Below are 17,997 nucleotides of genomic sequence, written 5' to 3'. Positions count from 1 at the left end.
TTGCTAACAGTTACCTGGCGGTCTGATAGAGGCTGATCGGTATATCGCAGAGCGCGTGACTGGCCTACCAGTTCGTTTTAGATTTTCAGTTGCCCAGACCAAACGGCGGCGACGAAAATCTTCAGTACTTTCACACACTGAGGCCAATGCATCGGCACAAAGCGGGAGTCGATTCAGCTGTTTCTCAAAACGAGATAAAGCATCGAGCTCACGGCCGATCCGGGTTTTACAGACACGTACTGGTTTACCTGGTAGCGCTCGAATTGAAAGTGCGCACTCGATAATTTTTACTGCTAGAAGCGTATCCAACTCTGCGAATGGACTGCTTGGTTTTCGGTTTCCCTTGTGAGCATCAGTCTTACCTAGATGAGCTTTGAGCCATCGCAGGTCGTTGCGGTACAACCAAATGTAATCTTGGCATTCGTGCGCAAATAAGGTCAGGTAATGACGCGAAAAACGTTCACGTCTCTTAGCGCGGATCTTCAAGAACTTCAGCTGTTTCCACCTCTCGGGGCCTCCGGAAACAGCTCTAATCGACCGGTAAACTGTTGCTGCTGATAACCTTGCTGTACGCGCTATTTCCTTAGCTTCAGCGCCTGTAATAGCTCCCTCCCAAACAGCCTGTTCAGCTTGCTTTGAAACATGCTTGCTAGGAACCGATTGTTGTGCCGATTCTGTAGTGATGTTCGCGTGCAGCTCCTCAATGTGCGGTGCATTTTCTACACCCCGTGGAGGGATGCATGACGGCACTTCGTTGGCACGTAGAATGCCGGAAAGGTCAAAATCGAGAGCACTCGCAAGCATCAAATATTTGAGGGGATGGTGCGTTCCCCTTGGCTTGCGCAAAATCTTGGTTACCCAACTCGCGGGACGGCCATCCAACTCACCTCTCAAAACCAAGAACTCTCCATTTGTAGGGAGCGTTTGAAAGTACCTACGCAAATAATCCGCTAATTGACCAAGGCATAGCCGACCGGATGGTAAAGCAAATCCTCGTTCAATGACCGCCTTCAAAAATGCTTGTCGAATCAGCGTGGCTGACCGAGGTGGGGCATTGGCTTCAAGTAGACGCAGAGAGTTTCGGGCAACGGTAAGTAGATTGCCTCTCTGACTGCCGTTGAGGAGTAAAGAGTGTGCGTGCGCTTGGATATCCTCATCCTGCGGTAAGTAAAGTTTCCTAGGCCCTCTAGATAGCCAGCGATGATCGACTACCGAAAGAGGCGTCTGGCAATGGGGACAGATCCACACGCCAGGCAATTGGTGTACGCGATGCCAATACGCCGTACCGTAGTCACAGACATCTGTTATCAAGCAGGTTGGGCAAAACCGCGTTCTAGACGTTGTTTCTATACGGCTGGCGATGATTCCGAGTTTGGTCTTAAGACCATTCCCTCCCCGATAGGCCATTTGAAACTGAGCGTGGGCGAACTGGTGCTCGGTTAGGAAAGGTTGGAAGTATGGCAGTAGCGTATGCCTGGCAATGATTGAATCAATGCCGAAGCTTGCGCCCGATGGCAACGCTTGCACCAGGTCAATCAAATGGCACGGAAATGGAAGGTCACGTGCGAAGCTCCCATCACCTTGGGCTGCGTTGAACACAGCAGCCCAAGATCCTAATCCAGAGAGGCGAACGTACCTCGATAAAAGGCTATGCAGCGTTTCATCGGGACAGGCAGCAGGAAAGAAATGAAACTCATGATCCATTTCAACCTCACGGACTACACCTTTCGATGCAGAGCAGAGAATTCGAACACGTCAGTGTTCAACCAGCCTTCCTCTCTTAACTTTTGCAACGGGTCTTCAGCCTGCGCGATCACAGCTGATTTCGTTGATGACCTTGAAGAGTCCACCCCAGCTGGTTTGGTTTTCGGTGTGCTTGAAACTTTTTCTGAGGGAGCATCCATGCGAGGAACAGGCGTAATACTTCGCAATAATGCCAGCCGATCAAGTACCTCGTTCGCGTTGAGAGTCATCATTCCTTGAAGCTGATCATCAATCGGTAACAAGTCTTCAAAGCGGCCTAGCTGCCGGGGATCTCGGCTGCGCAAAGCCGAAAGTGCCGGCTTGAGTATTTGCATTTTGGTGTCAGAAACGCGCCTGAACGTGCTGGAGGTCAGGCGCTCCTCCCCGCTCTGGATCGCAAAGCGCTGCCCAAGAATCAGCAGTTTCACTAAAAAGTCGGTGACCCCCTGAGTCAAGTCATAAAGCACATCAAACAACTCATCGGTCAGTGGGCTGATCTCACGACACCACTGATACTCCCATAGCGACTCAATCAACATTCTCCAAACCGGATCATCTTTTTCGAATCGCTGAAACTCGGTTACACCGAGACCACATCCTCGTCTCGCGTTTCGCAGAACATCAGAGAAGAGGCTAATCATCGAATTGGTGCCGATGAAGACGACCGGTATGCCAATGGAGTTGATCAGGTTTACGAAGAAATTGAGCATGTTGTCTTTACCGCCAGTACGCGCGGAACGTAGGTGCTGAATTTCATCGATCAATAGGGCACCGACAAAGTAGGTACTCGCAACCTGCTCCATGCGCTGGATGAGGTCAGGCAATCCATTCCGCGCACGATAGCTGTTCGCATACCGATCTTGGCCTATCGCCTGGTCAACAGCGCGGAAAAAAGCACGGCATAAACCGCTAAGCGATCCATCAAACGGGCAGTCCAGCTTCAACCAAGTGATCTGCGTCTGCACAAAAAAACGCCCTTCATAGCGCTGATGAACGATCGTTTGCGGATACAGCCGAAGAATTGACTCAAGAGCGGTGGATTTCCCGATTCCGCTCAACCCTACAAGACTGAAGGTGGTTGCCGTTGAACGAAAACCGTCTGAACCGCCTGGTGCTGACAGCGAGTGCAAGTGTCTAACAGTGGCTGTAGACATTGGGTTGCGCCCTACATATCCACTTCGCAGCAGCGAAGAAAATGCTGATTCGAGCTCAAGATGGATCGGAAGTGGCTGAACAACGGTACGCAGGCGATCAATGCAATGGAGCCTGACCGACTTGTCGTGCTGTCGCTCTTCGTCGACCACCGGAGGAAAATGCGAGATCAGCGATGCAGCGTCACTCTCGGAAAGGATTGGAGGTAACGCCTCAATCAACGGATTACCTTGAAACTCCAGAACAGGAGACTCATGGTACTTCGCGAAATTCTGGACACTCCGATTCATTTGCTACCTCCCGGGCGGAACCGACTGAGCAGATCAATTACCTCAGCACCACGGGTGCCTGCGTAATTTTCAGCGACGCCAACCCCAGTGTTCGAGGCTTGGGTATTCTGATTTGAACTGGCGGCTCTCAAGTCTTCAGGCGTTACTGACTCCGAGCGCTCCTGCATGCGTTCGTGGGACCTGTTGGTTCGAATATCACCGAGCTTCTGCGATTTAGAGCCCGGCTCCATCGTCAATTTTTTCTCCTTCACAGCATTCGACACAACGTCCGAAATTGTTGCGTCCAGCGCGACACGACTCGCCAGTTTGCTGTATTTGCTCTCAGGAGACTCTTGTTTGAGAACCTCCAACATGTCGATTACTTCCTCGAACCGGACGCCGTGATAACGCACCTCAGAGTTTCGGAGATCACAACGAATGAAGTGCCTGTCTGGGCCTTGAATCCAGATATGTTGAGTACTATTTGGGTCATACCAACAGACAATCCTGCTGACACCACGATGCCGAGCACGTGCAAACCAGTTCTGTTCAATAGCCCAGTCGCAGACGTAAAACATCCCCTTGAACTTAATCCCACCTTTCTGAATTGAGCCATTATCTCGAGGTAGTAAGTGCAGATAAATCAGCTCTTCCGTCTGAGTATTGGCCTCGATTCGATCATTCTTGAGCGCCCAGTCCCATATTCCCATAGGGGTTGGCTCGACCTGATCAGCAATCATCTCTTTATCGAGTCGAGCTGGCTGTCGATTCTGGCTGTTGTAGTGAAGGATTCCCTCAATGACGATCTTCGTAAATTCGGCTAGATTCAGCGTGGCATCGAGTCGGTAGTCACGCTCACCCCTCTCTAGAATTCGCTTGCGCACAGCTCCTGGAATCCAGTGAATTTGCGTCGTGGTATTCAGCACTTTGAATGAGCTTTCCACGATCGCTTTCCAATCTGGACGATAGGGAGGCGCGATACCCAAATTAATACGCAAGCCGGAGGCAAGCCCCTCAGCAGCTTGTCCAAGCATCTCACCACGATCCGCGAAAACTTCGTGCGGTAGGTGATGACAAGGCCAATCGGCATCTTCAATTTCAACGCCGTTGGCAGCACAGAACTCCACTTTTGAGGTAAACGCGTTGTAAAGCGCTTGTCGGGCACCATTCCAGCTTGGTCCCTCCAAGCCAACAAATACTCCTACGATCATTCCCGAAAAAGTATCGATAACGACGTAAACAACTGGACGGCCAATAATCCAATTTCTGTTGTAACGACTGACGAGATAGACATCTGCAATGGTGGCGTCGATTTCAAATAAATGGCCTGGCCCACGCAGGTTCTCCCGAACAGTACCGCTCAGCGGGCGATGGTCTTTTTGCCAATTGCGCTCACCACTGCGACCTCTCAGAACTGCAATGTCATCGAAAGCTTTGTTACCCCAGTAGGCAAACTGTCTGGCCGTGGGTAGCTCGCTGGCAGGAAGCAAAGGCGCATCGTCCCCTGCGTCACCCAGCATCGGTTTAATCGTATAAAAACGCCGAAGCATTTTGACGTAAGCATCTGCGATGGTCCCTACAGATCCCTTGGCAAATAATGCAAACCCAGTCTTGATACAGTTTTTATCCGTATCACTCAGTACCTTCGATTGAGTAGGGGATTTGACCCCCTGAAACATCGTCGAACGTCCCGGTTTAAGGCCGTTTGGGTAGTTTTTAGGTTTGCCTGGCCCTCCCGCGTTAACCCTATCTGGAAGCAATGAGTTACGTACTTGCCCCCCCATCCAATATCGGTACAGCAAGCGATACAACGATTTGTTCGGCAGCCCAAGTTTGCGCGCCTGATCAGCGACCATTTGACCAAGAGCATCTGGCTGGAAAATAGCGTCTGGAGGGTCAGTGTCGACAAGCGATTGAATACGGGCCCAGTTGTTATCCCGGAATGCCTTCTCTTTATCAGAAAGGTCTTCCTCCGCCTTCAACATGTAGGTTGGAGGAGTAACCGATAAAAACTTGATATCGCCTGAGCTTAACCAGCTTTTCAGCTCAGATAGCTGCATGATCCATGGCCGCTTAGGTGAGCGTTCAATCGTCATCAGCACAGTCTGATCGCTGCGCTTATCAACCCATAGAACCCTCACTAAACCCTTCAATAGCTTGGGTTCGGTTACTGCCTCAAGGACATCATTCTTACCGAGATATGCCATATCAACCGACCTTCAGTTCGTGGCCATTATCGCTGGAGGGCCATACGACTTCGATTTGAGGCAACGAGCTCTTCATTGAAAGCCGTTCCGCTGCCAGCTCCAAGAGGATGTTTTTGTGCCAAACCAGATGCATGAACATGGCCTTGGTGTCGGTGTAGGGGATGAACAATGCGCCCGCTATATGGCGCAACACACGGTCAAGTGGCCATGGATACTCACGCACACGAGTGATCTCCTCTAGAAACGACTCGATCAGTGGACGTTGCTGAAGATGTCGTTGGAGGGTCGCTGATTTACGTAACCAGTCAAGGTTCTGGATCAGAGTGGCAGGGAGGTCTTTCTCGGTAACGATGTTCCAGTCCACCCCTTGACCGGACCAATAGGCTCGTTCGATCTCAAACTTTTCCAGGGTGCGTTCAAGTCCTTTGTCTGCCTTAAGCGACTCGGTGTATTTGAGCGTACGAGCCGCTAAGCGCGTGCTTCCATCTGGCTGCTTGATGGTCAGCAGAAAATCCGTCGTCATCACGAAAGGCACTTTGGTGCCTGGATAAACGGGATAGCGAATATTCAAAGCATGGGCAATCGACTGAACCGCCGATTGCGGAAGGATGGGAAATTGCTCCCGAATATCCACCACCTCAGAGGAAAACTCGGCTACGAGCAAATACCCGTATTCAAGATCAGACAGTAGGTGATGAAGCCGATCAACTTTTACTCCATGAACCTTGCGCGACCGACCATGTGATGGAACGTCTTGCACACGCAACCACGGCAAATAAAGCTCGTGACTGCCTTGCCCAAAGCCTTTTTCGATATGCCGATCAATATCGGACTGCGTCTTGAAGCTACGACCACGCAAGCCAACCTCCCATGCCTTCTGCGGCCTCCACATATCCTCAAAAATGGAATGTGCACAAAAAGTCCTAGGAAAATATCAGCGCTGTGAATAAGTCTAAGTCCTGTAACAGACTACGCCTCTAGCAAGATCACAACCCAAAATCGGACATACGGTGGAGGACATAAAAAGAAAAAGCCCCTGAAATCAGGGGCTTTAGGCATTGTGTCAAAATATCTTGTCTGGTGTCAGAATTTTTTGTCTAGTGTCAAAATATTTTGTCAAAAACCAGGGCGAGCCTCCAGGGTGAAGCGAATTACTCCACCGTCACCGACTTCGCCAGGTTGCGCGGCTGGTCGACGTCGGTGCCTTTGAGCACAGCGACGTAGTACGACAGCAGCTGCAAGGGGATGGTGTAGAGGATCGGCGACAGGGTGTCGTGGATGTGCGGCATGTTGATGACGTGGGTGCCTTCGCCGTTGGTCATGCCGGCTTTTTCGTCGGCGAACACGATCAGTTGGCCGCCACGGGCGCGGACTTCCTGCAGGTTGGACTTGAGCTTCTCCAGCAGTTCGTTGTTCGGCGCTACGGTGACCACCGGCATGTCGTCGTCCACCAGGGCCAACGGGCCGTGCTTGAGCTCACCGGCCGGGTAGGCTTCGGCGTGGATGTACGAAATTTCCTTGAGTTTCAGCGAGCCTTCCATCGCCACCGGGTACTGCGCGCCACGGCCGAGGAACAGAGTATGGTTCTTGTCGGCAAACAACTCGGCGACTTTTTCCACGGTGCTGTCCATGGCCAAGGCTTCGCCCAGGCGGGTCGGCAGGCGGCGCAGTTCTTCCACCAGGGTGGCTTCGACGCCAGCAGCCAAGGTGCCGCGAACCTGGCCCAGGGACAGGGTCAGCAGCAACAGGCCAACCAACTGGGTGGTGAACGCTTTGGTGGAGGCCACACCGATTTCGCGACCGGCCTGGGTCAGCAGGGTCAGGTCGGACTCACGTACCAGGGAGCTGATGCTGACGTTGCAGATCGCCAGGCTGGCGAGGAAGCCCAGTTCCTTGGCGTTGCGCAGCGCGGCCAGGGTGTCGGCGGTTTCGCCGGACTGGGAAATGGTCACGAACAGGGTGTCGGGCTGCACCACTACCTTGCGGTAGCGGAACTCGCTGGCGACTTCGACCTGGCACGGGATGCCGGCCAGTTCTTCCAGCCAGTAACGGGCAACCATGCCGGCGTGGTAGCTGGTGCCACAGGCGACAATCTGCACATTGCGCACTTTGGCGAACAGCTCGGCGGCTTGCGGGCCGAAGGCATTGACCAGCACTTGCTTGTCGCCAAGGCGGCCTTCCAGGGTGCGTTGCACCACGGATGGCTGTTCGTGGATTTCCTTGAGCATGAAGTGGCGGAACTCGCCTTTGTCGGCGGCCTCGGCACCGTCGCGATATTGCACGGCTTCGCGTTCGACGGAATTACCGTTCACGTCCCAGATCGCCACGCTTTCACGGCGAATGTCAGCAATATCGCCCTCCTCCAGGTACATGAAGCGGTCGGTCACCTGGCGCAGGGCCAGTTGGTCGGAGGCGAGGAAGTTCTCTCCCAGGCCCAGGCCGATCACCAGCGGGCTGCCACTGCGGGCGGCAACCACGCGGTCCGGTTGGCTGGCGCTGACCACGGCCAGACCGTAGGCGCCGTGCAGTTCCTTGACCGTGGCCTTGAGGGCGGTGGTCAGGTCGCTGTGGTCCTTGAGCTTGTGGTTGAGCAGGTGGGCGATGACTTCGGTGTCGGTGTCCGAGGTGAACACGTAGCCCATGCTCTTGAGTTGTTCGCGCAGCACTTCGTGGTTTTCGATGATGCCGTTGTGCACCACCGCCAAGTCACCGGAGAAGTGCGGGTGGGCATTACGCTCGCACGGTGCGCCGTGGGTAGCCCAGCGGGTGTGGGCAATCCCCAGGCGACCTACCAGCGGCTCGCCGGCCAACGCCTGCTCCAACTCGCTGACCTTGCCTGGGCGGCGCATGCGCTCAAGCTTGCCCGCGTTGGTGAAGACGGCCACGCCCGCGCTGTCGTAGCCGCGGTATTCCAGGCGCTTGAGGCCTTCAAGCAGGATGGCCGTTACGTTACGTTCGGCGACTGCGCCAACAATTCCACACATGGTGCTTCTCCTAGATGATTGCCGCGCATATCAGCGTAATGCCGCGGGCTTGGATCTGGTCGCGGGCCTCAAGCGGCAGGCGATCATCGGTAATAAGGGTATGGACGCTGCTCCAGGGCAGTTCCAGGTTGGGAATCTTGCGGCCGATCTTGTCGGATTCGACCATCACCACCACTTCACGGGCGACCTCGGCCATCACACGGCTCAGGCCCAGTAATTCGTTGAAGGTGGTGGTGCCACGCTGCAGATCGATACCGTCGGCGCCGATGAACAGTTGATCAAAGTCGTAGGAACGCAACACCTGCTCGGCGACCTGGCCCTGGAACGAGTCCGAATGCGGGTCCCAGGTGCCGCCGGTCATCAACAGCACCGGTTCGTGTTCCAGTTCGCTCAAGGCGCTGGCCACGTGCAGGGAGTTGGTCATGACCACCAGGCCGGGCTGGTGGCCCAGTTCCGGGATCATGGCGGCGGTGGTGCTGCCGCTGTCGATGATGATGCGGGCGTGTTCACGCAAACGCATCACCGCAGCACGGGCGATCGCACGTTTGTAGGCCGAGACCGGTTGGGCGGGGTCGCCGACCAGTTCCTGAGGCATGGTGATCGCGCCACCATAACGACGCAGCAACAGGCCGTTACTTTCGAGCGCGGCCAAGTCCTTGCGGATAGTGACTTCCGAGGTTTCGAAACGCTTGGCCAGTTCGTCCACGCTGACTTCGCCCTGTTCGTTGAGCAAGGTCAGGATGTTGTGGCGTCGTTGGGGTGTATTTCGTTTCGACATGGTGATTATAAGTTTCGTTTCGAAAGATAACGAAGGCAATCAAAACCTATTGGGAAGATATCGTCAAGCGTCGGAAACAGATTTTTCAAGCAACACACACAAATGTGGGAGGGGGCTTGCCCCCGATTGCAGTAGATCAGTCGACTGAAACATTGACTGAAAATCCGCCATCGGGGGCAAGCCCCTCCCACATTTGGATAGCGCTGCTGATGAGGCTGTGGATAACTCAGGTCTTTTTGATTTTGACCGGGCGTTTCCAGCCGTCGATGTTACGTTGGCGTGCACGGGCCACGGCCAGTTGGGACTTATCCACATCCTGGTTGATGGTTGAGCCCGCGGCAGTGTTCGAACCATCGCCGATCGTCACAGGTGCAATCAGCGAATTATTCGAGCCGATGAATACGTCCTCGCCAATGGTGGTCTGGTACTTGTTGGCACCGTCGTAGTTGCAGGTGATCGCGCCAGCGCCGATGTTGCTGCGCGCACCGATCACCGCATCCCCCAGATAAGCCAGGTGACCGGCCTTTGCGTCGTCGCCCATTTGCGCGTTTTTCAGTTCGACGAAATTGCCGACGTGCGCCCTGGCGCCCATCACAGTGCCCGGACGCAACCGCGCAAACGGACCGGCATCGCTGCCCTCGCCCATTACGGCGCCGTCGATATGGCTGTTAGCCTTGATCACCACGCCCTTGCGCAGGGTGCTGTCCTTGATCACGCAGTTCGGGCCAATGACCACGTCGTCTTCGATGATCACGCGGCCTTCAAGGATCACGTTGATGTCGATCAGCACATCGCGGCCCACGGTGACCTCACCGCGGACGTCAAAACGCGCAGGGTCGCGCAGGGTCACGCCCTGGGCCATCAGGCGGCGGCCTTCACGCAGTTGGTAGTGACGTTCGAGCTCTGCAAGCTGCTTGCGATCATTGGCGCCCTGCACTTCCATCGGGTCGTGGGGCTGTTCGGTGGCGACCAGCAGGCCATCACTCACGGCCATCTCGATCACGTCGGTGAGGTAGTACTCGCCCTGGGCGTTGTTGTTGGACAGGCGGCTCATCCAGTCGGCGAGCTTATTGGCAGGCACCGCAAGGATGCCGGTGTTGCCTTCGGTGATAGCCCGCTGGGCTTCACTGGCGTCCTTGTGCTCGACGATCGCCGCGACCTTGCCGTCGGCACCACGCACGATGCGCCCGTAACCGGTGGGGTCATCCAGCTCAACGGTGAGCAGGCCCATCTGGCCGGGCGCCACATGCTTGAGCAGGCGTTGCAGGGTTTCCACTTCGATCAGCGGCACGTCACCGTAGAGGATCAGCACGGTGTCAGCGGTAATGAACGGCACAGCTTGCGCGGTGGCGTGGCCGGTGCCCAGTTGTTTGTCCTGTAATACGAAATTCAGGTCATCCGCCGCCAGGCGCTCGCGCACCACATCAGCACCGTGGCCGATCACCACGTGGATACGTTGTGGGTCCAATTGACGAGCGCTGTGGATAACATGCCCAAGCATGGAATTGCCCGCGACCGGGTGCAGCACCTTGGGCAAGGCCGAACGCATGCGGGTGCCCTGGCCTGCGGCGAGAATGACGATTTCAAGAGACATGAATGGCTACCAATCCTGGGCGGTCCGGCTTCAGACCAAAGATGTGTTTTGCTAAAAAAGAAAAAGGGTAGCCGAGGCTACCCTTTTTAATCAATCGCGCATAAGCGTCACGGCTTCGCCGCTTACTTCTTGCGGATCTGCTGGAGCGTGCGCAGCTGAGCTGCAGCCTCGGCCAGACGTACAGCAGCAGCGCTGTAGTCGAAGTCCGCACCCTTTTCGTTCAGGGCCTTCTCGGCAGCCTTGACGGCTTCCTGAGCGGAGGCTTCATCCAGGTCGCCAGCACGTTGCACGGTGTCGGCAAGTACCTTGACCATGTTCGGCTGAACCTCAAGGAAACCACCGGAGATGTAAAACACCTCCTTTTCCCCGCCTTGCTTGGTCAGAGTGATCGGACCTGGCTTCAAGCTGGTGATCAATGGCGCGTGGCCCATGGCAATACCCAGGTCACCGAGTTCGCCGTGTGCAATCACCATTTCTACCAGACCGGAGAAGATTTCCCCTTCCGCGCTGACGATATCGCAATGGACTGTCATAGCCATCTGATTGCCTCAACCTGATGAGCGCCCGTTTCCGGGCGCCTGGATTACAGTTTCTTGGCTTTCTCGATCGCTTCTTCGATGCCGCCGACCATGTAGAACGCTTGTTCTGGCAGGTGGTCGTAGTCACCGTTGAGGATGCCTTTGAAGCCAGCAATGGTGTCTTTCAGGGAAACGTATTTACCCGAAGCACCGGTGAAGACTTCAGCCACGAAGAACGGCTGCGACAAGAAGCGCTGGATCTTACGAGCACGGTTTACCAACTGCTTGTCGGCTTCCGACAGCTCGTCCATACCCAGGATCGCAATGATGTCCTTCAGTTCTTTGTAACGCTGCAGCACGTACTGAACGCCGCGAGCGGTGTCGTAGTGCTCCTGGCCGATCACGTTCGGGTCCAGCTGGCGCGAAGTCGAGTCGAGTGGATCGACCGCTGGGTAGATACCCAGGGAAGCGATGTCACGGGACAGAACGACGGTGGCGTCCAAGTGGGCGAAGGTGGTCGCAGGCGATGGGTCGGTCAAGTCATCCGCAGGTACGTATACCGCTTGGATCGAAGTGATCGAACCTTCCTTGGTCGAAGTGATACGTTCCTGCAGAACGCCCATCTCTTCAGCCAGGGTCGGCTGGTAACCTACTGCGGAAGGCATACGGCCCAGCAGTGCGGATACTTCAGTACCGGCCAGGGTGTAACGGTAGATGTTGTCGACGAACAGCAGAACGTCGTTACCTTCGTCACGGAACTTCTCGGCCATGGTCAGGCCAGTCAGTGCCACGCGCAGACGGTTTCCCGGCGGCTCGTTCATCTGACCGTAGACCAGTGCCACTTTGTCCAGAACGTTGGAGTCCTTCATCTCGTGGTAGAAGTCGTTACCCTCACGAGTACGCTCACCCACACCGGCGAACACGGAATAACCGCTGTGCTCGATGGCGATGTTACGGATCAGTTCCATCATGTTTACGGTCTTGCCTACACCGGCACCACCGAACAGACCGACTTTACCGCCCTTGGCGAACGGGCAAACCAGGTCGATAACCTTGATGCCGGTTTCCAGCAGGTCGTTGCCGCCAGCTTGTTCCGCGAACGAAGGTGCTGGACGGTGAATGCCCCAGCGCTCTTCAGTGTCGATCGGGCCAGCTTCGTCAATCGGGTTGCCCAGTACGTCCATGATCCGGCCCAGGGTCGCTTTACCGACCGGTACGGAGATGGCAGCGCCGGAGTCGATAACGTCCAGACCGCGCTTCAAGCCTTCGGTGGAACCCATCGCAATGGTACGAACTACGCCGTCGCCCAGCTGCTGCTGAACTTCCAGAGTAGTTTCCGCGCCTTGTACTTTCAGCGCGTTGTAGATGCTCGGTACGCTGTCGCGTGGAAATTCCACGTCGATAACGGCGCCGATGATTTGAACGATACGTCCGCTACTCATAGCTGGATCCTCTGAATATTTGAACCGTTAAACCGCGGCAGCGCCGCCGACGATTTCCGAGATCTCTTGGGTGATCGCAGCCTGACGCGCCTTGTTGTAGATCAGCTGCAAATCGCTGATCAGATCACCGGCGTTATCGGTAGCGTTTTTCATCGCGATCATCCGCGCCGCTTGTTCAGCTGCGTTGTTCTCGACCACCGCCTGGTACACCTGCGACTCCACGTAGCGCACCATCAAGCCGTCAAGCAGCTCTTTGGCGTCTGGTTCGTAGAGGTAGTCCCAGTGGTGCTTGAGTTCCTGATCCGGAGTCGCCACCAGTGGAATCAATTGCTCCACGGTTGGCTGCTGGGTCATGGTGTTGATGAACTTGTTGGATACCACGGAGAGGCGGTCAATCCGGCCTTCCAGGTACGCATCCAGCATCACCTTCACACTGCCGATCAAATCATTGATCGACGGCTCTTCACCCAGGTGGCTGATAGCTGCAACGACGTTACCGCCGAAGTTGCGGAAAAAGGCCGCACCCTTGCTACCAACAACACACAGATCGATCTCGACGCCGTTTTCGCGGTTTACCGCCATGTCCTTGACCAGGGCCTTGAACAGGTTGGTATTCAAACCACCGCACAAACCACGGTCACTGCTCACTACCACATAACCCACACGCTTGACGGCGCGTTCGATCATGAAAGGGTGGCGGTATTCCGGGTTGGCGTTGGCCAGATGCCCAATTACCTGGCGGATACGCTCCGCATAAGGACGGCTAGCAGCCATGCGCATTTGTGCCTTGCGCATTTTGCTGACCGCCACTTTTTCCATGGCGCTGGTAATTTTTTGCGTGCTTTTGATGCTCGCAATCTTACTGCGAATCTCTTTTGCGCCTGCCATGTAACACCTATCAGGTTAGCAAGCGGGAGCCTTGCGGCTCCCGCTGCGGCTTACCAGGTTTGGGTGGCCTTGAACTTCTCGATACCGGCTTTCATGCCAGCGTCGATATCGTCATTGAAGTCACCCTTCACGTTGATCTTCGCCATCAATTCGGCGTGATCGCGGTTGAAGTAAGCAATCAGCGCTTGTTCAAAGCTGCCGACCTTGGCGATTTCAACGTCGGTCAGGAACCCACGCTCAGCGGCATACAGCGACAACGCCATGTCAGCGATCGACATTGGGGCGTATTGCTTCTGCTTCATCAGCTCGGTAACGCGCTGACCATGCTCAAGTTGCTTACGGGTCGCTTCGTCCAGGTCAGAAGCGAACTGGGCGAATGCGGCCAGTTCACGGTACTGAGCCAGAGCGGTACGGATACCACCGGAGAGCTTCTTGATGATCTTGGTCTGAGCGGCACCACCCACACGGGATACCGAAACACCGGCGTTCACTGCAGGGCGGATGCCCGAGTTGAACATGGCCGATTCCAGGAAGATCTGACCGTCGGTGATGGAAATCACGTTGGTCGGAACGAACGCGGAAACGTCGCCAGCCTGGGTTTCGATGATCGGCAGTGCGGTCAGGGAACCGGTTTTGCCGGTCACTGCGCCGTTGGTGAACTTCTCTACGTACTCTTCCGAAACGCGGGATGCGCGCTCCAGCAGACGGGAGTGGAGATAGAACACGTCGCCTGGGTAGGCTTCACGGCCTGGTGGACGACGCAGCAGCAGGGAAATCTGGCGGTAAGCCACTGCTTGCTTGGACAGATCGTCATAAACGATCAGCGCGTCTTCACCGCGGTCGCGGAAGAATTCACCCATGGTGCAACCGGAGTACGGTGCCAGGAATTGCAGCGCAGGAGATTCCGAAGCACTGGCAGCCACGATGATCGTGTTGGCCAGGGCGCCGTTTTCTTCCAGCTTGCGAACGACGTTGGCGATGGTCGATTGCTTCTGACCGATCGCTACGTAGACGCAGAAAATGCCGCTGTTCTTCTGGTTGATGATCGCGTCGATCGCCAGAGCGGTTTTACCGATCTGACGGTCACCGATGATCAGCTCACGCTGGCCACGGCCGACTGGGATCATGGCATCGACAGCCTTGTAGCCAGTCTGTACAGGCTGGTCTACCGACTTACGCCAGATCACGCCTGGAGCAACTTTCTCGACCGCGTCGGTCTCGGTGTTGCCCAGTGGACCTTTACCGTCAACAGGGTTACCCAGTGCGTCGACTACGCGACCCAGCAATTCCTTACCAACCGGAACCTCCAGGATGCGGCCAGTGCACTTGGCGCTCATGCCTTCAGCCAGACTGGTGTACGCGCCCAATACAACGGCACCTACGGAGTCTTGCTCCAGGTTGAGGGCCATACCGTAGACGCCGCCCGGAAACTCGATCATCTCGCCGTACATAACGTCGGCCAGACCGTGAATCCGCACGATGCCGTCAGATACGCTGACGACAGTGCCTTCGTTACGGGCTTGGGAGGTCACATCGAGCTTGTCGATGCGGCCCTTGATAATTTCACTTATTTCGGAAGGATTGAGTTGCTGCATTGCTCTGCTGCCCCTTCAAACTCAAGATTTCAATGCTTCGGCAAGATTCGCGAGTTTGCCGCGAATCGAGCCATCGATAACCAGGTCGCCGGCGCGAATGACAACACCCCCAATAAGGGATGGGTCTTCCGCAACTTGCAGGCGCACTTCCCGGTCGAGTCGTGCACTGAGAACCTTGGCGAGTTTGTCTTGCTGTTCTTGGTTCAATGCAAAAGCACTGGTCACTTCAACGTCTATCGATTTCTCTTGCTCGGCCTTGTACAGGTCGAACAGAGCGGCAATCTCCGGCAAAAGCAGGAGACGGTCGTTTTCGGCGATGACATTGATGAAGTTCTGCACTTTCACATCAAACTTGTCGCCGCACACTTCAATAAAAGTGGCGGCCTTGTCTGCGCTCGTCAGTCGCGGGGCCTTGAGCACGCGCTGCATGGTGCCGTCTTGCGACACTGCTGCAGCCAGGCCGAGCATGGCTGACCAAGAGGCCAGCTGCTGGTGGGCCTGGGCGTGCTCGAAGGCTGCCTTAGCGTAAGGTCGGGCCAACGTGGTCAATTCTGCCATGATCGCCCTCGCTTAAATTTCAGCAGCCAGTTTGTTAACCAGCTCCGCGTGCGCGTTTTGATCGATTGTGGCACCCAGGATCTTCTCAGCACCGCCGACGGCCAGAGCACCCAGTTGGGCACGCAGCGCATCTTTGACACCGTTCAGTTCCTGCTCGATCTCGGCTTGAGCCTGAACCTTCACACGGTCAGCGTCGATACGGGCTTTTTCAACAGCCTCTTCAACAATCTGGTTACCGCGTTTCTTGGCTTGCTCAATGATTTCGGCTGCTTGAGCTTTCGCTTCGCGCAGTTGCTGACCCGCTTTATCTTGGGCCAACTCCAGGTCGCGAGCTGCTCGTGCGGCAGCGTCCAGTCCATCCGCGATCTTCTTTTGACGTTCGTGCAAAGCCGCGATGACCGGAGGCCATACGAACTTCATGCAGAAAACGACAAAAATCAAGAACGCTAAGGACTGACCAATAATGGTTGCATTAATGTTCACGCCAATACCTCGCTCATTCGTTGCACAACACACCAATCACTCGAAAAACGAGTGATTAACCGGCGAGTTGACCAACGAAGGGGTTCGCGAAGGTGAAGAACAGAGCGATACCAACGCCGATCATGGTCACGGCGTCGAGCAGGCCGGCAACGATGAACATTTTAACTTGCAGCATTGGAACCATTTCTGGCTGACGCGCTGCGCCTTCCAGGAACTTGCCGCCCAGCAGGCCGAAACCAATGGCAGTACCCAGGGCGCCCAGGCCGATCAACAGTGCAACAGCGATAGCGGTTAGACCAACTACAGTTTCCATCTTTCCTCCCGACTTTTACGTCGTATGGTTTAGGTTTTTTAGATTTTAAAGCGGTAAAACAAATCGTTTCATAGCCCTGGTGGGCCACCTTCCCGTTTCACCGGGAAGGACATCAGACTAGTCGAGACTGGCCTTAATGGTTCTCTTCGTGCGCCATCGACAGGTAGACGATGGTCAGCATCATGAAGATGAAGGCCTGCAGGGTGATGATCAGGATGTGGAACACAGCCCACGCCCACTGCAGAACAATGCCCAGGCCGCTAAGCCAGAGCAGGCCGCTGCCGAACATCACAGCGATCAGAATGAACACCAGCTCGCCGGCATACATGTTGCCGAACAGTCGCAGGGCCAGGGAGATCGGCTTGGCGATCAGGGTGACGAATTCCAGCAGGAAGTTCACCGGGATCAGCAGGGCTTGAACGAAGATGTTCTTGCTGCCGAACGGGTGCAGGGTCAGTTCGCCGATGAAGCCGCCGATGCCCTTGATCTTGATGCTGTAGAAAATGATCAACGCAAATACCGACAGGGCCATGCCCAGGGTAGCGTTCGGGTCAGTGGTCGATACGGCACGGAATGGAATGTGCGGGTCGCCGGAAATCGCCATGGCCAACTGAGGGATCCAGTCAACCGGGATCAGGTCGACGGCGTTCATCAGGAACACCCAGACGAAGATGGTCAGTGCCAACGGTGCAATCACCGGGCTACGGCCATGGAAGCTGTCTTTCACGCTGCCATCGACGAATTCGACCAGTACTTCAACGAAGTTCTGCAAAGCACCTGGCTGACCGGAAGTCGCCTTCTTTGCCGCCATGCGGAAAATCAGGACGAAGATCAGACCCAAAGCGACCGACCAGCCCAGAGTATCCAGGTGGAAAGCCCAGAAGCCCATTTCTTTGGCTTCTGCTGCGGAGTGGGCAAAGCCCCAGCCGCCGTTGGGAAGCTGACCGAAGGTCAGGTTCTGCAAGTGGTGCTGGATATAGCCCGAAGCGGTTGTTTCTGCCATGGTTGCCTCAAACGCCCTAAGGTTTCGAAAGTCTTGTTTTCATCAGCAGGGGAGCGAACCAGCTGACCAGTTGGGTCAACACGAAGACGCCGAATACAGCCAGCGGCGCCAATGGCTTCACACCTGCAAAGGTCAGTGCAAACAGCACTGCCGTCAAAATCAGTTTCCCCGCCTCGCCAGCATAAAAAGACCGGACGATAGCCTGGGCTGCTCGGGCGCCGGAAAACCGAAAGGCCCTGTGAGCAAAATACATATTGGGCAGCAAGGCTATCAGGCCTCCGCAGAGTCCTGAATATCCGGCTACGACTCCATGCCAGTACCAAAGCGCCAATGCGGCGATCAGCAAGATGACAAATTGAGCCAATAAAACCGGAAAAACAGCCAAGCGATGGAAGGGCAACGTGTTTGGCGTGCGGGTTTCCATCACTCTTGCTCCTCAATAGTCGGCTGCCGGAAATCAATAACTTGGC

Annotated in this window: 16 protein-coding genes; all 16 read right to left on the bottom strand. The window is 55.5% G+C overall.

Translation table 11 applies throughout. The features are described from left to right. Positions 1–3 precede the first annotated feature (3 nt). The gene (locus tag V3W40_RS16360) at positions 4–1,704 is read right to left on the bottom strand and encodes a TnsD family Tn7-like transposition protein (protein ID WP_442962845.1); all 1,701 of its coding nucleotides are present in this window, start codon (positions 1,702–1,704) and stop codon (positions 4–6) included. Between the two features lie 14 nt (positions 1,705–1,718). Next, a complete protein-coding gene (locus tag V3W40_RS16355; RefSeq protein ID WP_330215329.1) occupies positions 1,719–3,185 on the bottom strand; it encodes an ATP-binding protein in 1,467 nt (488 codons plus the stop codon). Further along, positions 3,182–5,371, bottom strand: a complete 2,190-nt coding sequence (locus tag V3W40_RS16350) for a Mu transposase C-terminal domain-containing protein (RefSeq protein WP_330215328.1) — start codon at positions 5,369–5,371, stop codon at positions 3,182–3,184. The genes V3W40_RS16355 and V3W40_RS16350 overlap by 4 nt, the downstream gene beginning before the upstream one ends. 1 nt (position 5,372) lies before the next feature. Further along, positions 5,373–6,230, bottom strand: coding sequence for a TnsA endonuclease N-terminal domain-containing protein (locus tag V3W40_RS16345; RefSeq protein WP_330215327.1), 858 nt, complete (start codon positions 6,228–6,230; stop codon positions 5,373–5,375). Between the two features lie 292 nt (positions 6,231–6,522). Beyond that, the gene (glmS, locus tag V3W40_RS16340) at positions 6,523–8,355 is read right to left on the bottom strand and encodes a glutamine--fructose-6-phosphate transaminase (isomerizing) (protein WP_074848068.1); all 1,833 of its coding nucleotides are present in this window, start codon (positions 8,353–8,355) and stop codon (positions 6,523–6,525) included. A gap of 10 nt (positions 8,356–8,365) precedes the next feature. Further along, positions 8,366–9,133, bottom strand: a complete 768-nt coding sequence (locus V3W40_RS16335; protein ID WP_027608178.1) for a DeoR/GlpR family DNA-binding transcription regulator — start codon at positions 9,131–9,133, stop codon at positions 8,366–8,368. 226 nt (positions 9,134–9,359) lie between these two features. Then, positions 9,360–10,727 carry a bifunctional UDP-N-acetylglucosamine diphosphorylase/glucosamine-1-phosphate N-acetyltransferase GlmU gene (gene glmU / locus V3W40_RS16330; RefSeq protein ID WP_065926801.1) on the bottom strand — a complete coding sequence of 456 codons (1,368 nt, stop codon included), beginning with the start codon at positions 10,725–10,727 and terminating at the stop codon, positions 9,360–9,362. 122 nt (positions 10,728–10,849) lie between these two features. Continuing rightward, positions 10,850–11,266 carry a F0F1 ATP synthase subunit epsilon gene (locus V3W40_RS16325; protein ID WP_003177061.1) on the bottom strand — a complete coding sequence of 139 codons (417 nt, stop codon included), beginning with the start codon at positions 11,264–11,266 and terminating at the stop codon, positions 10,850–10,852. A 44-nt stretch (positions 11,267–11,310) separates the two neighbouring features. Beyond that, positions 11,311–12,687, bottom strand: a complete 1,377-nt coding sequence (atpD, locus tag V3W40_RS16320; protein ID WP_003177062.1) for a F0F1 ATP synthase subunit beta — start codon at positions 12,685–12,687, stop codon at positions 11,311–11,313. Positions 12,688–12,714: 27 nt separating this feature from the next. Further along, a complete protein-coding gene (gene atpG, locus V3W40_RS16315; RefSeq protein WP_003195829.1) occupies positions 12,715–13,575 on the bottom strand; it encodes a F0F1 ATP synthase subunit gamma in 861 nt (286 codons plus the stop codon). Between the two features lie 50 nt (positions 13,576–13,625). Then, positions 13,626–15,170, bottom strand: a complete 1,545-nt coding sequence (gene atpA / locus V3W40_RS16310; RefSeq protein WP_003177064.1) for a F0F1 ATP synthase subunit alpha — start codon at positions 15,168–15,170, stop codon at positions 13,626–13,628. 21 nt (positions 15,171–15,191) lie between these two features. Beyond that, complete coding sequence (locus V3W40_RS16305) at positions 15,192–15,728, bottom strand: F0F1 ATP synthase subunit delta (protein WP_065926802.1); 537 nt, start codon at positions 15,726–15,728, stop codon at positions 15,192–15,194. A gap of 12 nt (positions 15,729–15,740) precedes the next feature. Then, positions 15,741–16,211, bottom strand: coding sequence for a F0F1 ATP synthase subunit B (locus V3W40_RS16300; RefSeq protein ID WP_008439543.1), 471 nt, complete (start codon positions 16,209–16,211; stop codon positions 15,741–15,743). Positions 16,212–16,266: 55 nt separating this feature from the next. Next, positions 16,267–16,524, bottom strand: a complete 258-nt coding sequence (gene atpE / locus V3W40_RS16295) for a F0F1 ATP synthase subunit C (protein WP_002555987.1) — start codon at positions 16,522–16,524, stop codon at positions 16,267–16,269. A gap of 133 nt (positions 16,525–16,657) precedes the next feature. After that, positions 16,658–17,527 carry a F0F1 ATP synthase subunit A gene (gene atpB / locus V3W40_RS16290; RefSeq protein ID WP_017736231.1) on the bottom strand — a complete coding sequence of 290 codons (870 nt, stop codon included), beginning with the start codon at positions 17,525–17,527 and terminating at the stop codon, positions 16,658–16,660. Between the two features lie 16 nt (positions 17,528–17,543). Beyond that, positions 17,544–17,951, bottom strand: a complete 408-nt coding sequence (locus tag V3W40_RS16285) for a F0F1 ATP synthase subunit I (RefSeq protein WP_010565865.1) — start codon at positions 17,949–17,951, stop codon at positions 17,544–17,546. Between the last annotated feature and the right edge of the window lie 46 nt (positions 17,952–17,997).

The sequence above is a fragment of the Pseudomonas sp. AM8 genome (genome assembly GCF_036346475.1).
Classification (GTDB): Bacteria; Pseudomonadota; Gammaproteobacteria; order Pseudomonadales; family Pseudomonadaceae; genus Aquipseudomonas; species Aquipseudomonas marginalis.
The sequence above is the reverse complement of the archived record's forward strand: the minus strand, read 5'-3'. Positions and strand labels throughout refer to the sequence as shown.

Bases quoted from the DNA above. Each gene is read 5' to 3' on its own strand.
- V3W40_RS16355 (WP_330215329.1), bottom strand. From the start codon at position 3,185: ATGAATCGGAGTGTCCAGAATTTCGCGAAGTACCATGAGTCTCCTGTT.
- V3W40_RS16305 (WP_065926802.1), bottom strand. From the start codon at position 15,728: ATGGCAGAATTGACCACGTTGGCCCGACCTTACGCTAAGGCAGCCTTC.
- atpD (WP_003177062.1), bottom strand. From the start codon at position 12,687: ATGAGTAGCGGACGTATCGTTCAAATCATCGGCGCCGTTATCGACGTG.
- glmU (WP_065926801.1), bottom strand. From the start codon at position 10,727: ATGTCTCTTGAAATCGTCATTCTCGCCGCAGGCCAGGGCACCCGCATG.
- V3W40_RS16285 (WP_010565865.1), bottom strand. From the start codon at position 17,951: ATGGAAACCCGCACGCCAAACACGTTGCCCTTCCATCGCTTGGCTGTT.
- atpA (WP_003177064.1), bottom strand. From the start codon at position 15,170: ATGCAGCAACTCAATCCTTCCGAAATAAGTGAAATTATCAAGGGCCGC.
- glmS (WP_074848068.1), bottom strand. From the start codon at position 8,355: ATGTGTGGAATTGTTGGCGCAGTCGCCGAACGTAACGTAACGGCCATC.
- atpG (WP_003195829.1), bottom strand. From the start codon at position 13,575: ATGGCAGGCGCAAAAGAGATTCGCAGTAAGATTGCGAGCATCAAAAGC.
- V3W40_RS16350 (WP_330215328.1), bottom strand. From the start codon at position 5,371: ATGGCATATCTCGGTAAGAATGATGTCCTTGAGGCAGTAACCGAACCC.
- V3W40_RS16325 (WP_003177061.1), bottom strand. From the start codon at position 11,266: ATGGCTATGACAGTCCATTGCGATATCGTCAGCGCGGAAGGGGAAATC.
- V3W40_RS16335 (WP_027608178.1), bottom strand. From the start codon at position 9,133: ATGTCGAAACGAAATACACCCCAACGACGCCACAACATCCTGACCTTG.
- atpE (WP_002555987.1), bottom strand. From the start codon at position 16,524: ATGGAAACTGTAGTTGGTCTAACCGCTATCGCTGTTGCACTGTTGATC.
- atpB (WP_017736231.1), bottom strand. From the start codon at position 17,527: ATGGCAGAAACAACCGCTTCGGGCTATATCCAGCACCACTTGCAGAAC.
- V3W40_RS16360 (WP_442962845.1), bottom strand. From the start codon at position 1,704: ATGGATCATGAGTTTCATTTCTTTCCTGCTGCCTGTCCCGATGAAACG.